We start from the raw sequence: 15614 nt of genomic DNA, 5'->3' as shown, positions 1-15614 counted from the left end.
CGCTTGAGATGCCCCATGGCTTCAGTGGAGTTGCCGACTTCAGTGGCCAGGCGTTCGATCTGGGCGATGGCTTCGCCGACCACCTTGTCGCCTTCGCGGGCCTGTTGGTCGGCGGCGACGGCGGCTTCCGACGCTTCCTCGGCGTTGCGTGCGACTTCCTGCACGGTGGCGGCCATTTCGTTCATGGCGGTGGCCACCTGGTCGGTTTCAATCTTCTGGTTGTTGACCCCGGCGCTGGTTTGCTCGGTMACGGCAGAGAGTTCTTCGGCAGCGCTGGCGATCTGTGTCACGCCTTCGCTGATACCGCCGATCAGTTCACGCAGGCCGACGGTCATGCTCTGCATAGCGCGTTGCAGTTGGCCGAGTTCGTCGCGACGCTGGGAAATGAGATTGTGAGTCAAGTCGCCGGCAGCCACCCGTTCAGCAACTTCAAGAGTCTGGTTCAGCGGGATGATGATCTGCCGGGTGATGGCCCAGGCAGCGAGCAGGCCGAATGCCAGTGCCAGCGCGGTCACCAGCAGCAGGGTGTTTTTGGCATGGGTGGCTTCGGTGTCACGTACGTTAGTTTGTGCGGCGGTAAGTTTCTTGCTCAGCTCGAACAGCAAGTCGCCTTGCTTGGCCATGTCCTTGAGGGCGGTGGCACTGGCCACCTGGGAATCGCGGTATTGGCTGACGGCCGCGCGGTAGGCGATCAACGAGTCGGTGGCTTGTTGCAGGTTGGCGGTGTGCTGTTCCGGGAGTTTTTCCGGCAGGGCCTTGAGGTACTTCAAGGCGTTGTCGATGGCGTCCAGCGCCGGTTGCTCAGCCTCGACTTTGCCGCTGTAGGTGTAGCCGCGCACCTGGAAGCGTGCTTGCTGGATCAACTTGCCCAGCTCGATGACGCTGTTGAACTGGGTGACGCTGTCGCCTTGCAGCAGGACCTTTTCGACTTCTGCCATGCGAGCTACAGCGTTGTCGGCGCTGGCTCCGAGTTTGGCGCGGGCCGCTTCGCGGTTGGTGGTGGCCTGGGTCATGTCGGCAAAGGCGTGTCTGTACTCGCTGACGGCTTCAACCTGCTGATTGAGCATCGCCACATTAGCCGGTTGCACGATCACCTTGAGGGCGCCTTGCAGGCCCTCTTCAAGCTTGCCCAACAAGTCGCTGACCGCTGCCGGACCTTGTTCGCCGCGACGCATTTCATAGTCCAGACGAGCAATGCGCAGGTCTTTGGTCAGCTCATTGAGGCTGGAAATGTACCCGAGCTTGTCACCGCGGCTGATGATGCTGTTCATGCCCGTCCAGCCATTCACAGTGATCAGCAGGGTCAGGAGCAACACCAGGCCAAAGCCGATGCCAAGCTTGCGATTGACGCTCACATTTCCCAGGTGTTCGGCTAACCATCGGTACATGCTTAGGACTCCCTATGACCACGTTAATTGGATTTATAGAGAGACTATCGGCCGACCGATGGAGATCTGTAGGCCGCTAATGTCTGGGCTGGCAGTCACTTGTGGCGAGGGAGCTTGCTCCCGTTCGGCTGCAAAGCAGTCGTAAAGTCGGTGGATGCGTTCTTGCTCGAAAAAAGCGATGGCCGCTTCGCGCCCAAGCGGGAGCAAGCTCCCTCGCCACAGGGTTGTCTTAGAACAACCGCGAAAGCAGGGCCGTGACGGCGGTTTCGACCCGCAGGATGCGGTCGCCGAGCTGTACCGGTTGCAGGCCGGCCTTGGTCAGCAGGTCGACTTCGTAGGGGATCCAGCCGCCTTCCGGGCCGATGRCCAGGGTCACCGGTTCATCCAGCCCGCGGGGGCAGGGCGGGTACTGGCCGGGATGGCCGATCAGCCCGAGGGTGCCGTCGGCGATGGCCGGCAGGCGGTCTTCGACGAAGGGCTTGAAGCGTTTCTCGATGACGATCTCGGGCAGCACGCTGTCGCGAGCCTGTTCAAGACCGAGGATCAGTTGCTCGCGGATCGCCTCGGGTTCGAGGAACGGTGTCTGCCAGAAGCTCTTCTCGACCCGATAGCTGTTCACCAGCACGATTCGCGGCACACCCATGGCGGCCACCGTCTGGAACACTCGGCGCAGCATCTTCGGCCGTGGCAGGGCCAGCAGCAGGGTCAGTGGCAGCTTGGCCGGTGGCGGCTGGTCGAGGGTGACGCGCAGTTCGGCTTCGGTGGCTTCCAGGCGCAGCACTTCGGCTGAGCCCATCAATCCGCCAATCCGCCCGACCCGCAGGCTGTCGCCGACTTCACAGCGGTGGACTTCCTGCATGTGGGTCAGTCGGCGATCGCGCAGGATCACCCGGTCAGCCGCAATGAAATCGGCCTCTTCGAGGAGCAGCAGGTTCACGGTTGAGTCGCTGGCGGCTGGTCGTTGTGATCGTCAGCCGGCTGGTCATCCGCCGGTTTTTCGCGTTTGCTGACCAGGCTGCCAAACAGGATACCGATCTCGAACAACAGCCACATCGGCACGGCCAGCAGGGTCTGCGAGAAGATGTCCGGCGGGGTCAGGATCATGCCGACCACGAAGCAGCCGATGACCACGTACGGGCGGATCTTCTTCAGGTATTTGACGTCGACCACGCCGATCCACACCAGCAGCACTACGGCCACCGGGATCTCGAACGCCACGCCGAAGGCGAAGAACAGCGTCATGACGAAATCCAGGTAACTGGTGATGTCGGTCATCATTTCCACGCCCGCCGGAGTGGCCGAGGCGAAGAACTTGAAGATCAGCGGGAACACCAGAAAGTAGGCGAACGCCATGCCGGTGTAGAACAACAGGATGCTGGATACCAGCAGCGGCACTGCGATGCGCTTTTCATGCTTGTACAGGCCCGGCGCGATGAAGCCCCAGATCTGATGCAGGATCACCGGGATCGCCAGGAACAGCGAGACCATCATGGTCAGCTTCAACGGCGTCAGGAATGGCGAGGACACGTCGGTGGCAATCATCGTCGCGCCGGCTGGCAAATACTGGCGTAGCGGTATCGAGACGAAGGTGTAGATCTGCTGGGTGAAGGCAAACAACCCGGCGAAGATCAGGAAAATCGCCGCGACGCAGCGCAGCAGGCGAGTACGCAACTCGGTGAGGTGCGAAACCAGCGGCATGTGCTGGTCGTTCTCTGGAATATCGCTCATGGGGCTCGCGGCGGCAGTGTTGGGTCGTGGGGAGCCGGCGCAGTGGTTGCCGCCGCAGGAGTAACAGGGGCTGTCGGTGGTGCGGCAACGACCGCTGGAGGCGGCTCGACCGGTGTTGCGACAGCTGCAGTTTCGGCAGCAGGCGCAGGCGCCTGGACCGTCTGCTCGGCTACCGTCTCGACTGGTGTCGGCTGCTGGGCTGGATTGAGGATTTTGCGGGCCTCTTGTTCCAGCGACAGAATGTGCTCGTTGTGCAGTTGCCGGCGAATCTCGTCGGCACCGATTTCACGTTCAACTTCCTGTTTGATCGCGTTAAAGCTGCGCTTCAGGCGTCCGATCCACAGGCCGGCGGTGCGCGCAGCGCCCGGCAGGCGCTCGGGGCCCAGCACCAGCAGGGCAACGAGGCCGACAAGCAGCAGTTCAGAGAAGCTGATACCGAACATTAGTCTGCGCTCACGAGTCTTTGCGGGTCGGCTCTTCGACTTTATGGGCCTGCACGTCGATGGTGTGCGGCTCTTTCAGTGTCGAGGCCTGTGGCTGCACCGGCGCTGTTGGCTGTGCAGTGGTCGGCGGCACGACGGGTTCGGCAGGCTTCTCTTCGTCGTTCATGGCTTTGCGAAAGCCCTTGATCGTTTCGCCGACGTCGGTGCCGAGGTTTTTCAGTTTTTTGGTGCCGAATACCAGTACCACGACAATCAGGATGACGATCCAGTGTTTCCAGTCAAAAATGCCCATGTTGCTGCTCCTCTCTAATCGTTATTCAGGCGGACGGGCGCGAGGCTTTCTCGACGTGACCGGACAGGCCGAAGCGGCGGTCCAGTTCATCGAGCACGGCCTGCGGATGCTGCCCCAGTTGGGCGAGCATGACCATACTATGGAACCACAGGTCAGCGGTTTCGTAGATTACATCACTGCAATCTCCGCTGATGGCGGCGTCTTTGGCAGCAATGATCGTCTCGACCGATTCTTCGCCGACTTTTTCCAGAATCTTGTTCAAGCCCTTGTGGTAAAGGCTGGCGACATAAGAGCTGTCGGCGGCAGCGCCTTTACGTTCTTCCAGCACTTGGGCCAGACGGGTCAGGGTGTCAGTCATGTTTGTGGTCCGAATAGATGGCGTGCGGGTCCTTGAGCACCGGGTCGACGGTTTTCCAGTCGCCGTTTTCATAGACGCGGTAGAAGCAGCTTTGACGGCCGGTATGACAGGCGATGTCGCCGATCTGCTCGACCATCAGAATGATCACGTCGGCGTCACAGTCCAGGCGCATCTCATGCAGGGTTTGCACATGCCCGGACTCTTCGCCCTTGCGCCATAGCTTGCCACGCGAGCGTGACCAGTAGATGGCGCGGTTCTCGGCGACGGTCAGTTCCAGCGCTTCGCGGTTCATCCAGGCCATCATCAGCACGCGCCCGGTTTTATGGTCCTGGGCGATCGCCGGCACCAGGCCGTCGCTGTCCCATTTGATCTCGTCCAGCCAATCTTTCATCTTCGACTCCGACAGCGGGCTCGACACTTCAGTAGTGGAACCCTGGCGTTGGAACAGTGTGCCAGCGTGCAGCGCGGCTGGCTATCGTCGAACGATCAGATACAAGCCCACGGCCACCATGATCGCGCCGGGCCAATGGCCGAGTCCGTCCAGGGGACCGCCGGCCAGCAGGATCGCGCCGCCCGCAAGATGCGCGGTGCCGAGCAGACGCAGGAACCAGTCGTCCGAGCGGCGATGCCAGGCCGGTTGCGGGTTTACGGCGTGCGGCTGCGACAGGCGATCAAGCAGGTCGCGGGTCATGTTGGCCAGGTGCGGCAGTTGCTCGACCTGATTGTGCAGGTTGCCGAGCAAGGTTTTCGGGCTGACACGCTCGCGCATCCAGCGTTCGAGGAACGGCTGGGCGGTGTTCCACAGGTCCAGTTCCGGGTACAGCTGACGGCCCAGGCCTTCGATGTTGAGCAGGGTTTTCTGCAAAAGAACCAGTTGTGGCTGCACTTCCATGTTGAAGCGACGTGCCGTCTGGAACAGGCGCATCAACACCTGGCCGAAGGAAATATCCTTGAGCGGTTTTTCGAAGATCGGTTCGCAGACTGTACGGATTGCCGCTTCGAATTCGTTGAGTTTGGTTTCTGCCGGCACCCAACCCGAATCGATGTGCAGTTGGGCGACACGGCGATAGTCACGCTTGAAGAAAGCGAACAGGTTGCGTGCCAGATAGTCCTGGTCTTCAGGCGTCAGGCTGCCGACGATCCCGCAGTCGATCGCAATGTACTGCGGGCTCCACGGCTGCACGGTGCTGACGAAGATGTTGCCGGGGTGCATGTCGGCGTGGAAGAAGCTGTCGCGGAACACCTGAGTGAAGAAGATCTCCACGCCACGTTCGGCGAGCATTTTCATGTCGGTGCGCTGGTCGGCGAGGGTCGCGAGGTCAGTGACCTGAATCCCGTAGATACGCTCCATCACCAACACTTTTGGCCGGCACCAGTCCCAGTAGACTTGCGGCACGTATAGCAGCGGCGAGCCGTCGAAGTTACGCCTCAGCTGGCTGGCATTCGCCGCTTCGCGCAGCAGGTCGAGTTCGTCGAAGATGGTCTTTTCGTAATCGCCGACCACCTCCACCGGGTGCAGCAGGCGGGCGTCGGCGGAGAGTTTTTCCGCTGCGCGGGCGAGGATGAACAGCCAGGCCAGGTCTTGCGCGATCACCGGTTTGAGGCCCGGGCGTATGACCTTGACCACCACTTCTTCGCCGCTTTTCAACTGCGCCGCATGGACTTGCGCCACCGAAGCCGAAGCCAGTGGCTCGATGTCGAATCGGCTGAACACATCGTTGATTTTCTTGCCCAGCTGTTCTTCGATCAGCTTGACCGCTACCTGCGAGTCAAACGGCGGCACACGGTCCTGCAGCAGCATCAGCTCATCGGCGATGTCTTCGGGCAGCAGGTCGCGGCGGGTCGAAAGAATCTGTCCGAACTTGATGAAAATCGGCCCCAGGTCCTGCAAGGCCAGCCGCAAGCGCGCGCCCCGGCTCAGGTCCAGGGTTTTACGCGGAAACCAGCGCCACGGCAGCGCATAACGCAGCCCCAGCAGGAACCACGGCAATGGCAGGGCGAACAGCAGGTCATCGAGGCGGTAGCGGATCACGACGCGCTGGATGCGCAACAAACGGCGGACGGCAAGCAGCTTCATGCGTTATCGCTTGAATCAAGGGATCGGGAAAGACGCTCGAAACGCGCCTCAAGACGTTCCAGATCAAGTTTGATCTGGTCCAGTTCACTAAACCGCGCTTCGGCTTCGCGCTGGCCGACGAGGGCCCGCGATTCTTCGGCGAGGTAGTCGGCAAGATTCTGGTTCAGGCTGGCGAAACCCTGCTGATACCAGCGTGCGCGGCTGCGCAAGTGACCGCCCAGCAGTTGCGTGGCGACCGGGCCGAGCCAGCGCGAGAGTTCGTATTCCCAGTCCAGCTCCAGGTCCTGAAGGACCGATGCCAGCGCCAGCAGCACGCCGCTGTCGCCGTCGAGTTCAACGTCAGGGCCATGCAGGACCGCCGTCTTGTCCTTGCTCAAAGCCAGCTTGAGCAGGCTTGCCGCCGGTGCGCGCAAGGTGCAGTCGGCGTCCGCGGCCCAGTGTGCTGCCAGCAGCAGGCCTTCGTCGCTGGGCACAATGAACATCTGCAACGCCGGGCTGCGGCAATCGACGGCAATCACCTTGCCGTTCAACGGCGCCAGACGCGGCAGCGCCGTGCTGTCGAGCCGCAGCACCCGGTTGAGGCCGAGTTCGACGCTGGCGAGCAGGCCGGCGAGCAACATCAGGGTTTGATGCCGCGGTGCAGGGCGACGATGCCTGCGGTCATGTTGTGATAGGTCACGCGGTCGAAACCGGCTTCAACCATCATCGACTTCAGGGTTTCCTGGTTCGGGTGCATGCGGATCGATTCGGCCAGGTAGCGATAGCTTTCCGAGTCATTGGTGATCAGCTTGCCCATCAACGGCATGAAGGCGAACGAGTAGGCATCGTAGGCCTTGGACATCAGTGCGTTGGTCGGTTTGGAGAACTCCAGCACCAGCAAGCGACCGCCCGGTTTGAGCACCCGCAGCATGGAGCGCAGGGCGTCTTCCTTGTGAGTGACGTTGCGCAGGCCGAACGCGATGGTCACGCAGTCGAAGTGGTTGTCCGGGAACGGCAGCTTTTCAGCGTCGGCCTGAACGAATTCGACGTTGCCGGCCACACCCAGATCCAGCAGGCGGTCACGACCAACCTTGAGCATGGATTCGTTGATGTCGGCGAGCACGACCTGGCCGGTCGGACCGACAAGGTGCGAGAACTTTCGGGTCAGGTCGCCGGTGCCGCCGGCGATGTCCAGCACGCGGTTGCCGGTGCGAACGCCCGACAGTTCGATCGCGAAACGCTTCCACAAACGGTGCATGCCGCCCGACAGGAGGTCGTTCATCAGGTCGTATTTGGCGGCTACCGAGTGGAAAACCTCAGCGACTTTTTCCGCTTTCTGGCTTTCCGGAACGTTTTTGAAGCCGAAGTGAGTGGTGGGTTCGGCATCGCTGCCTTTGCGCTGATCAGTCATATCGCTGTCACCAAAAGAGAATGCGCGACATTCTAATCCCCAAGGCATGCTTTGTCTTGGCAAGGCTGAAGGTAAGATAGGCAACCGCCCGGACGTTTTGACGCAGCAGGGGTCAGAATGCTTGAGGCAAGTCCCGATAAAGCAGGAGTCATTCAGTGGCCCATATTAGTGTTGAGCGTACCCACGGCCTGGGTAAGGAAGCAGCCCGCGAGAAGGCGGACAAACTGGCGGAGAAACTGGCCGCGCAATATGGCCTGGAACCTCAGTGGTCGGGCGACACCCTGAACCTCAAGCGTTCCGGGGTCAAAGGTGCGGTCTATGTGGGCGACACCTCGATCAGGGTCGATGTCGAACTCGGTCTATTGATGTCAGCCATGAGCGGCACCATCAAGTCGGAAATCGAAAGAGCCCTCGATAAAGCGCTGGTCTGACTCTCATTCTTTCTGTGGAATGAGAACCCTGTGGGAGCGAGCAGGCTCGCTCCCACAATAGAACGCTGTCATTCGCATTGTTTGTGTCAGTTGTTAGGGTGCCGTTTCTAATTTTTCTCACTACGTTGTGCCTGAGCCCGACGCTTGACGGGCAGTTCCTCAAACCTTCTGCGCGTGAGGTGCACCATGGCCAAAGTTACTTTGAAGAAAAAAACTGACGTTCAGCCGACTGCGTTGAACGAGGTGAAATCCTATGCCCGCAAGATCTGGCTGGCAGGCCTGGGTGCCTACACCAAGGTCGGCCAGGAAGGCAGCGAGTACTTTCAGGAGTTGATCAAGGCTGGTCAAACTGTTGAAAAGAAAGGCAAAAAAGTCGTTGCCGAGAAGCTTGAAGCGGCCAATGCCGAGATTGATGAAGCCAAGAGTGAAGTCAGTACCTTCAAAGGCAAAGTCGAAGTTCAGCTCGACAAAGTCGAGAAGGCTTTCGACACGCGTGTTGCAAGTGCCTTGAATCGTATCGGCATTCCGTCTAAACATGACGTTGAGACACTCTCTGCTAAGCTCGATGAGCTGACGGCATTGCTCGAACGCGTCGCGCGTAAACATTAAGGAGAACGGGATGGCTGGCAAAAAGAACACCGAGAAAGAAGGCAGCTCGTGGATTGGGAAAGTCGAAGACTACTCCCGCAAAATCTGGCTTGCTGGTTTAGGCGTGTACTCGAAGATCGACACTGACGGCAGCAAACTCTTCGAGTCATTGGTTAAAGATGGCGAGAAAGCCGAGAAGCTCACCAAGAGCGCTGTCGGCAAAACTGTCGACGCTGCCAAAGACTCCGCTCAATCGGCCAAGTCGCGTATCAGTGGTGTCAAAGATCGCGCGCTGGGCAAGTGGGATGAACTGGAAGGGGCTTTCGACAAGCGTCTGAACAGCGCGATTTCGCGTCTTGGCGTGCCAAGCCGCAATGAAGTCAAAGCGCTGCACAGCAAGGTCGATACCCTGACCAAGCAAATCGAAAAACTCACCGGTGCCAAGGTTGCGCCTGTTGCCGCTAAAACGGCAGCAGCCAAACCCGCCGCGAAAACTGCCGCCAAACCCCTGGTAAAAGCTGCCGCGAAACCGGCTGCCAAACCAGCGGCGAAAGCGCCAGCGAAGCCGGCAGCTAAAACCGCGGCAGCCAAACCTGCAGCGGCCAAGCCAGCAGCCAAACCGGCTGCTGCGAAGAAACCGGCCGCCAAGAAGCCAGCAGCCCCGAAAGCGGCTGCACCGAAACCAGCAGTGGCTGCCGCCAAACCGGCAGCACCGGTCAGCCCGGCGAACTCCGCCGCGGCGCCAACCCCTGCTGTGACCCCGACTGTAGCGCCAACCCCATCGGCGCCAACCAGTCAGTCCTGATTAACCCAGGGCACGCAAAAACGCCCGGCCTGCGAAGGTCGGGCGTTTTTGTTTGTGCCGCAAAAGCTGAGTGGCTCGCCAACCTGTGTAGCAGCTGCCGAAGGCTGCGTTCGGCGACGAAGTCGTCGTAAATCGGTCACCCGGTTTTATCAGGTAGGTTGTGCTATCCGGATTGCGACTGCTGCGCACTCGAACGCAGGCTTCGCCAGCTGCTACAGGGGCGGTGTTGCTTCAGTCATGCTCTTCCAGATACTGCAACGCCAACTGCTCGGTTGCGAGTTTCGCCGACGGCGGCAGGTGCGGCGCCACCAGCATCATGATCTGGTAGACCACCACGCGTACTTCGCCTTCGCGATCGAGAATCCGCTGATAGTCCAGGGAAAACAGCAAGGTCATGGTGATCTGTTCCACCAGTTGCCCGAGTGCCTGGGTATCGCTGACCAGTTGCCCCTGAGCCTTCAACTGCGCCAGTAACGAGGCCAATGTGCGTTTGAGGGCATTGAGCAGATTACGGATGCCCTTGGCCAGTTTCGGCAAACGTCCGGCCAGGTTCGACAGGTCCTGGAACAGGAAGCGGTAGTGCGCCAGGCGTTCAACGATCAGGTGCAGGAACAGCCAGTAATCCTCCGGTGCCAGTTGCACGTCCGACGGTGGATCGAGCAATGGCGTCAACTCACCCTGAAAGCGCTCGAACAACCCGAGAATCAGCGGCTCCTTGCCGTGAAAGTGGTAGTAGAGGTTGCCGGGGCTGATCCCCAGCTCATTGGCAACTTCCATGGTAGAGACATTCGGCTCGCCCTTTTGGTTGAACAACTGCAGGGCACATTCAAGAATCCGGTCGCGGGTTTTCATCCAGTCTTCTTAGTGATTCGTCAGGCCACGGCCGACACTTCAGGCCGTGGCACGGGGGAGAGTTCAGCGTACGCGTACGTAGGTGCCTGGCGCCGCTTCCATCGGTGGATAGTTCTGGTTACCAAGGGCCATCAAGGTTTCGCGCTGAGCACCGGAACGTTCCTGAATCCAGACCAGCCACTGGTTCCACCAACTGCCATCGACGTGTTTGGCGTCGTAGTACCAGGCCCGTGGATCGCTGCTCAGTTTCGGGCTTTCGACATAGTTGGCCTTGGGGTTGCTCGGTGGGTTGAGAATGCTCTGCACGTGGCCGCTGTTGGACAGCACGAAGCGCCGCTCGCCGCCCAGCAGCAGTGTCGAGCGGTACACCGCATCCCAAGGCGTGATGTGGTCGTTGATCCCGGCGACGCTGAAGCTGTCGACGTTGACTTTCTGCAAGTCGATTGGCGTACCGCAGACCTCCAGTCCGCCAGGATGGGTCAACGGGTTGTGCTTGAAGAAGTCCAGCAGGTCGCCATGAAAGGCAGCCGGCAGGCGAGTGTTGTCGTTGTTCCAGTAGAGAATGTCGAAGGCTGGCGGCTCTTTGCCCAGCAGGTAGTTGTTGACCCAGTAGTTCCAGATCAGGTCGTTGGGGCGCATCCAGGCAAAGACCCTGGCCATGTCGCGACCTTCGAGTACGCCTTTCTGGTAGGAGCGTCGCTTGGCCGCCTCGAGGGTTTGTTCGTCGGCAAACAGGGTCGCCGGGCTTTCCAGTTCACTGTCGAGCAGGCTCACCAGATAGGTCGCGCTCGAGACCCGACGCAGCTGCCGCTTGGCTTGCAGATGTCCTTGCAGAGCGGCGATGGTCAGGCCGCCGGCGCAGGCGCCCATCAGGTTGACCTCGCGGCTGCCGCTGATCGCCCGGCAGACATTCAGCGCTTCTTCCACGGCTTCAACGTAACTCGACAGGCCCCATTCACGATGACGGACATCCGGGTTGCRCCAGCTGATCATGAACACCTGCAGGCCGTTTTTCAGCGCGAACTGGACGAAGCTGTTGTGCGGGCTCAAGTCGAAAATGTAGTACTTGTTGATCTGCGGCGGCACCACGAGCAGCGGCCTTGCGTACTGCTTTTCGCTCATCGGCTTGTACTGCATCAGCTCCAGCAGTTCGTTGCGAAACACCACGGCACCGGTGGTGGTGGCTACCGTTTTGCCGACTTCGAAGGCGTGCTTGGTCACCTGGCTGGGCAGGCAGTTGTTGTGCATCAAGTCGTCGAGCAGATGGCTGAGACCGCGCACCAGACTTTGGCCACCAGAGTTGAACAGCTCCTTGACCGCCAGCGGGTTGAGCAACGTGTTGGACGGTGAGACCGCGTCATTGAGCAGGGTAAAGGCAAAGTGCGCGCGTGCACGGTCATCGGCGGGCATGCCGCTTTCATCGATCCATTTTTTGATCTGCTTCTGCCAACTCAGGTAAGCCTGAAGGCCACGTCGGTAAAACGGATTGAGGGTCCAACTCGGGTCGGCGAAGCGGCTGTCCGAAGGGTTGGGCTGATGCAGGGTCTCGCCCAGTAGTACCCGGCCCAGCTGGCCACCCAATGCCAGTGCGTGTTTGGCACTCTGTACCGGGTGGCGCAAGCCATGGGCGGCGACGCTGCGCAGAGTCGAGAACAGATCCCGGCCGCGCAGACCGGTAATCGCACTCTGGGCATTGATGAATGCGGCGGGTGGAGGGAAGGCGCCCGGCGCTTTTTTGTCTCGCATGAGTCAACACTCCTTCGTCAAGCCATCAACAAGTACATCAATTCCGAATAGACACCATAGTCGCTTCGGACCTCCCTTGCGGCTTTCGACACGCCTGTCGACATACGCAGTACGTTATGTGCCGCCGAACGACCCCGGGTGCGGATGCATCACCGCCCGTTGGCGTTCTTCCTGGAGAAATTTCATGATGATCGGTGCGACGGCTTCAGCCCGAGTGATCAGGAATAAATGGCCGTCGTCGATTATGTGTAGCTGGGCATTGGGAATACGCCAGGCGAGTATCCGCATATTGATCAGCGGAATGAGCGGGTCATCGTCACCGGCCAGCACCAGGGTCGGCTGATTGATTTTGTGCAGCCAGTGAATACTGGTCCAGCCCAGGCCCGCGAATAGCTGCCAGTAGTAGCCAAGCTTGCCCGCCGAACGCACTTTGCTCGCGTGCTCCGCTGCGAGGTTCGGATCACGACGGAACGAACCACCGTAAATCAGCGGCGCAATGCGAATCACGTGGGATGGCTGGATGTAGCGTCTGGGGCTGGCCATCATCCACAGCACTTTCGGTTTGCCCGGCACCATCACCATGCCCGCCGCCGTCGCTGCCAACACCAACTTCTTGCAGCGCTCGGGGAAGTCGAAGGCAAACTGTTGGGCGAGTGCCCCGCCCCAGGAAACACCGACCACGTTGACTTGCCCGTAATCGAGGTAGTCGAGCATCCGTGCGGTCAGCTTGGCCAGGCCGGGAAAGCGGTAAGGGTGGGTAGGCGTCGATGAACCGCCGACACCGGGGACATCGAAGGCGATCACTTCCAGGTCCGGGTCAAGTGCCTGGACAAACGGAAACACCAGCTCCAGGTTGGCGCCGATGCCGTTGAAAATCAGCAAGGGCGTCAAGTGAGGCTTGCCGGGGCGTACCGCGGTGCGGATGGTTTGACCATCCAGGTCGACAGTACGAAATATGAACGGTTGCGGCATGCTTCAAGCCCTGTGGGTCGATGTCTCATTTTCATTGTGGGAGCGAGCCTGCTCGCGATGACGGCGGCACATTCAACCCTTTTGTTGGTTGTGACACCGCTATCGCGAGCAGGCTCGCTCCCACATGTGTCAGTTAACGTTCATGCACATAAGTCCCCGGTGATGCCTCACCTGCCGCATAGGTCTTGTTGCCGAGTACGGTCGGGGCTTTCTTCAGCTTGCCCGAACGCTCGGCGTGCCAGGCCTGCCAGTGCAGCCACCAGGAGTCAGTGTGCTTGGTTGAGTTTTCCAGCCAGTCATTGGCATGGGCCGGCATGTCGGTGCTGGTCATGTAACGGGATTTCGGGTTGCCCGGCGGGTTCAGAATGCTCTGGATATGGCCGCTGCTGGACAACACGAATTCGACCTTGCCACCGAACAGCTGCGCCGATTTGTAGCACGACTTCCACGGTGTGATGTGGTCGTTGGTGCCTGCCAGGGAATAGACGTCTGCCGTGACCTGCTTGAGGTCGATCGGCGTGCCGCACACTTCCAGTGCATCGGCGCGGACCAGTGGGTTGTTTTTGAACAGTTCGATCAGGTCGCCGTGGAACGCCGCAGGCAGCCGGGTGGTGTCATTGTTCCAGAACAGAATGTCGAAGACCGGCGGCTCGTTGCCCAGCAGGTAGTTGTTGACCCAGTAGTTCCAGATCAGGTCGTTGGGGCGCATCCAGGCGAAGACCTTGGCCATGTCGCGGCCTTCGAGCACGCCGGCCTGATAGGAGTGGCGCTTGGCGGCTTCCAGGGTTTGCTCGTCGACGAACAGTGCAACCTGGGAATCAAGGGTGGTGTCGAGCACACTGACCAGCAAGGTTACGGCGTTGACCTTCTTCTCGCCGATCGCCGCGTAATGGCCCAGCAGGGCGGTGCAGGTAATACCGCCGGAGCAGGCGCCGAGTATGTTCACGTCTTTGCTGCCGGTGATCGCGGTGACCACATCGACCGCTTCCTTGAGCGCTTCAATGTAGGTCGACAAACCCCATTCGCGTTGGGCCTTGGTCGGGTTGCGCCAACTGACGATGAAGGTTTGCACGTTGTTGCGCAGGCAGAAGCGCGCCAGGCTTTTGTCCGGGCTCAGGTCGAAAACGTAGAACTTGTTGATCTGTGGTGGCACCACCAGCAGTGGTCGTTCGTACACTTGTTCAGTGATGGGCCGGTACTGGATCAGCTCCAGTACATCGTTGCGGAAAACCACCGCGCCTTCGGTGGTGCCCAGGCTCTTGCCGACTTCGAAGGCCCCCATGTTGACCTGGCTCGGCATGCCGCCGTTGTGCACCAGATCCTTGGCCAGGTGCGAGAGGCCATCGAGCAGGCTTTTGCCGCCGGTTTCGAAGAAGCGTTTGACGGCAGCAGGGTTGGCCGCGCTGTTGGTCGGGGCCATGGCCTCGGTCATCAGGTTGATCACGAAGTGTGCGCGGCTGATGTCCTGGGTGGACAGATTGCTTTCGCCAATCCAGTCGTGGAGTTCCTTGCGCCACGCCAGGTAGGTTTGCAGATAACGTCTGTAGAGCGGGTTCTGACTCCACGCCGGATCGTTGAAACGACGGTCATCGCTTTCCGGTTGCAGCTCGGATCTACCGAGCATCACGTTCTTGAGCTCAATGCCAAAATGCGCGACATGCTTGACGCTGTGGATGGGTTGTTTGATGGCCTGGGTCAGCACCATGCGGGCAGAGGTAAGCAGATCCTTTCGACGCAAGCCGATGACCGGGTTTAGCCCAAGAGTGTTTTCCGAGGCTTGAAGTTTCAGGTCATCGTTATTCTTGTTACTCATCTACGACGCTCCATTGTCCTGAGGCGAGTACCTGAGTCCTGCTGTGTAGTCACACAGCAAATGCCGGGTACACGCTCGGGTGACCGTTAGTTGTACATCGCTGACTTTTTCATTCAGGAGGCGCGCTGCACAGAACTTGCCAGATCCATTGGTTACCCGAGTTTAATTTTTTTCGCAAGCAGGCCGATCCTCGACACCGCAGCCCAGCATTCAAACAGATGAAATTAGAAAATGCCCTCTAAAGAGCGCGGGCCTTGAGTTAGAGCATCAGCTTGACAACAGACTCGTTTGGATCGCGGGTCTTTCCGGCGGCTTTGAGCTCGGCAAGATAGTCGTCCCAGAGTGCGTCATATCGTCGCGCCAACTGATAGAGATATTCCCAGGTGAACAGGCCGCTGTCGTGGCCGTCATCGAAGGTCAATTTCAGTGCGTACTGACCGGCCGGTTCTACCTTGTTCAGGCCTACGCCGATCTTGCCAAATTGAAGGATGGGTTTGCCGTGGCCCTGGACCTCGGCGGAAGGAGAGTGCACGCGCAAGAATTCTGCGCTCAGGTGATAGACCTCGTCGGGCGCGTATTGCAGCTCCAGGGTTTTCGAGGCTTTGTGCAGTTTGATGGCGGTGGGGAGTGGAGTCGTCATGGGGCCGGTCGTCCGTCATTGTGAGGGCCCTTGTGGGAGCGAGCCTGCTCGCGATTGCGGCGTGACGTTCAACATCAATGTTGAACGTTAT

Annotated in this window: 18 protein-coding genes; 3 read left to right on the top strand and 15 right to left on the bottom strand. The window is 59.7% G+C overall.

Annotated features, from left to right (window positions below; translation table 11 throughout):
- The 10 genes from AC1DH9_RS05930 to ubiE all read right to left on the bottom strand — a co-directional run.
- A partial coding sequence (locus AC1DH9_RS05930) for a methyl-accepting chemotaxis protein (protein WP_477807917.1) occupies positions 1–1388 on the bottom strand: 1388 nt, incomplete at its 3' end.
- Positions 1389–1617: 229 nt separating this feature from the next.
- On the bottom strand, positions 1618–2325 hold the full coding sequence (locus tag AC1DH9_RS05925; protein ID WP_477807916.1) for a 16S rRNA (uracil(1498)-N(3))-methyltransferase: 708 nt from the start codon (positions 2323–2325) through the stop codon (positions 1618–1620).
- Positions 2322–3116: a twin-arginine translocase subunit TatC gene (tatC, locus tag AC1DH9_RS05920; RefSeq protein WP_071552327.1), complete on the bottom strand. Its 795-nt coding sequence runs from the start codon at positions 3114–3116 to the stop codon at positions 2322–2324. Before tatC ends, AC1DH9_RS05925 begins: the two co-directional genes overlap by 4 nt.
- Positions 3113–3559 (bottom strand): Sec-independent protein translocase protein TatB, encoded by a 447-nt coding sequence (gene tatB, locus AC1DH9_RS05915; protein ID WP_103317086.1) that lies wholly within the window; start codon positions 3557–3559, stop codon positions 3113–3115. Before tatB ends, tatC begins: the two co-directional genes overlap by 4 nt.
- A gap of 10 nt (positions 3560–3569) precedes the next feature.
- Positions 3570–3851 carry a twin-arginine translocase TatA/TatE family subunit gene (locus AC1DH9_RS05910; protein WP_103317087.1) on the bottom strand — a complete coding sequence of 94 codons (282 nt, stop codon included), beginning with the start codon at positions 3849–3851 and terminating at the stop codon, positions 3570–3572.
- 25 nt (positions 3852–3876) lie between these two features.
- Positions 3877–4209 carry a phosphoribosyl-ATP diphosphatase gene (locus AC1DH9_RS05905; protein WP_018929162.1) on the bottom strand — a complete coding sequence of 111 codons (333 nt, stop codon included), beginning with the start codon at positions 4207–4209 and terminating at the stop codon, positions 3877–3879.
- Complete coding sequence (gene hisI, locus AC1DH9_RS05900) at positions 4202–4600, bottom strand: phosphoribosyl-AMP cyclohydrolase (protein WP_427537690.1); 399 nt, start codon at positions 4598–4600, stop codon at positions 4202–4204. The genes AC1DH9_RS05905 and hisI overlap by 8 nt, the downstream gene beginning before the upstream one ends.
- 81 nt (positions 4601–4681) lie before the next feature.
- Positions 4682–6286, bottom strand: coding sequence for a ubiquinone biosynthesis regulatory protein kinase UbiB (ubiB, locus tag AC1DH9_RS05895; protein WP_427537692.1), 1605 nt, complete (start codon positions 6284–6286; stop codon positions 4682–4684).
- Positions 6283–6906: a ubiquinone biosynthesis accessory factor UbiJ gene (locus AC1DH9_RS05890; protein WP_427537695.1), complete on the bottom strand. Its 624-nt coding sequence runs from the start codon at positions 6904–6906 to the stop codon at positions 6283–6285. The genes ubiB and AC1DH9_RS05890 overlap by 4 nt, the downstream gene beginning before the upstream one ends.
- Positions 6906–7676, bottom strand: a complete 771-nt coding sequence (gene ubiE / locus AC1DH9_RS05885) for a bifunctional demethylmenaquinone methyltransferase/2-methoxy-6-polyprenyl-1,4-benzoquinol methylase UbiE (protein ID WP_007989286.1) — start codon at positions 7674–7676, stop codon at positions 6906–6908. The genes AC1DH9_RS05890 and ubiE overlap by 1 nt, the downstream gene beginning before the upstream one ends.
- Before the next feature lie 155 nt (positions 7677–7831).
- Here ubiE and AC1DH9_RS05880 point away from each other — a divergent pair, with 155 nt between their 5' ends.
- The 3 genes from AC1DH9_RS05880 (at position 7832) to AC1DH9_RS05870 (ending at position 9500) form a co-directional block, all read left to right on the top strand.
- The gene (locus AC1DH9_RS05880; protein WP_427529255.1) at positions 7832–8107 is read left to right on the top strand and encodes a polyhydroxyalkanoic acid system family protein; all 276 of its coding nucleotides are present in this window, start codon (positions 7832–7834) and stop codon (positions 8105–8107) included.
- 186 nt (positions 8108–8293) lie between these two features.
- Positions 8294–8716 carry a phasin family protein gene (locus tag AC1DH9_RS05875; protein ID WP_054595211.1) on the top strand — a complete coding sequence of 141 codons (423 nt, stop codon included), beginning with the start codon at positions 8294–8296 and terminating at the stop codon, positions 8714–8716.
- A gap of 10 nt (positions 8717–8726) precedes the next feature.
- A complete protein-coding gene (locus tag AC1DH9_RS05870; protein WP_427537698.1) occupies positions 8727–9500 on the top strand; it encodes a phasin family protein in 774 nt (257 codons plus the stop codon).
- Positions 9501–9731: 231 nt separating this feature from the next.
- Here the strand turns inward: AC1DH9_RS05870 and AC1DH9_RS05865 are convergent, their stop codons facing one another.
- From AC1DH9_RS05865 to AC1DH9_RS05845, 5 genes are all read right to left on the bottom strand, one after another.
- Positions 9732–10352, bottom strand: a complete 621-nt coding sequence (locus AC1DH9_RS05865) for a TetR/AcrR family transcriptional regulator (RefSeq protein WP_427537701.1) — start codon at positions 10350–10352, stop codon at positions 9732–9734.
- A gap of 63 nt (positions 10353–10415) precedes the next feature.
- Positions 10416–12098 carry a class II poly(R)-hydroxyalkanoic acid synthase gene (gene phaC, locus AC1DH9_RS05860; protein WP_477807915.1) on the bottom strand — a complete coding sequence of 561 codons (1683 nt, stop codon included), beginning with the start codon at positions 12096–12098 and terminating at the stop codon, positions 10416–10418.
- 114 nt (positions 12099–12212) lie between these two features.
- On the bottom strand, positions 12213–13070 hold the full coding sequence (gene phaZ / locus AC1DH9_RS05855; RefSeq protein ID WP_427537707.1) for a poly(3-hydroxyalkanoate) depolymerase: 858 nt from the start codon (positions 13068–13070) through the stop codon (positions 12213–12215).
- A 133-nt stretch (positions 13071–13203) separates the two neighbouring features.
- Positions 13204–14883 (bottom strand): class II poly(R)-hydroxyalkanoic acid synthase, encoded by a 1680-nt coding sequence (gene phaC, locus AC1DH9_RS05850; RefSeq protein ID WP_427537709.1) that lies wholly within the window; start codon positions 14881–14883, stop codon positions 13204–13206.
- A gap of 259 nt (positions 14884–15142) precedes the next feature.
- A complete protein-coding gene (locus tag AC1DH9_RS05845) occupies positions 15143–15523 on the bottom strand; it encodes a gamma-butyrobetaine hydroxylase family protein (RefSeq protein ID WP_216742891.1) in 381 nt (126 codons plus the stop codon).
- Between the last annotated feature and the right edge of the window lie 91 nt (positions 15524–15614).

It is taken from the genome of Pseudomonas sp. 05T35 (assembly GCF_056396605.1).
The sequence above is the reverse complement of the archived record's forward strand: the minus strand, read 5'-3'. Positions and strand labels throughout refer to the sequence as shown.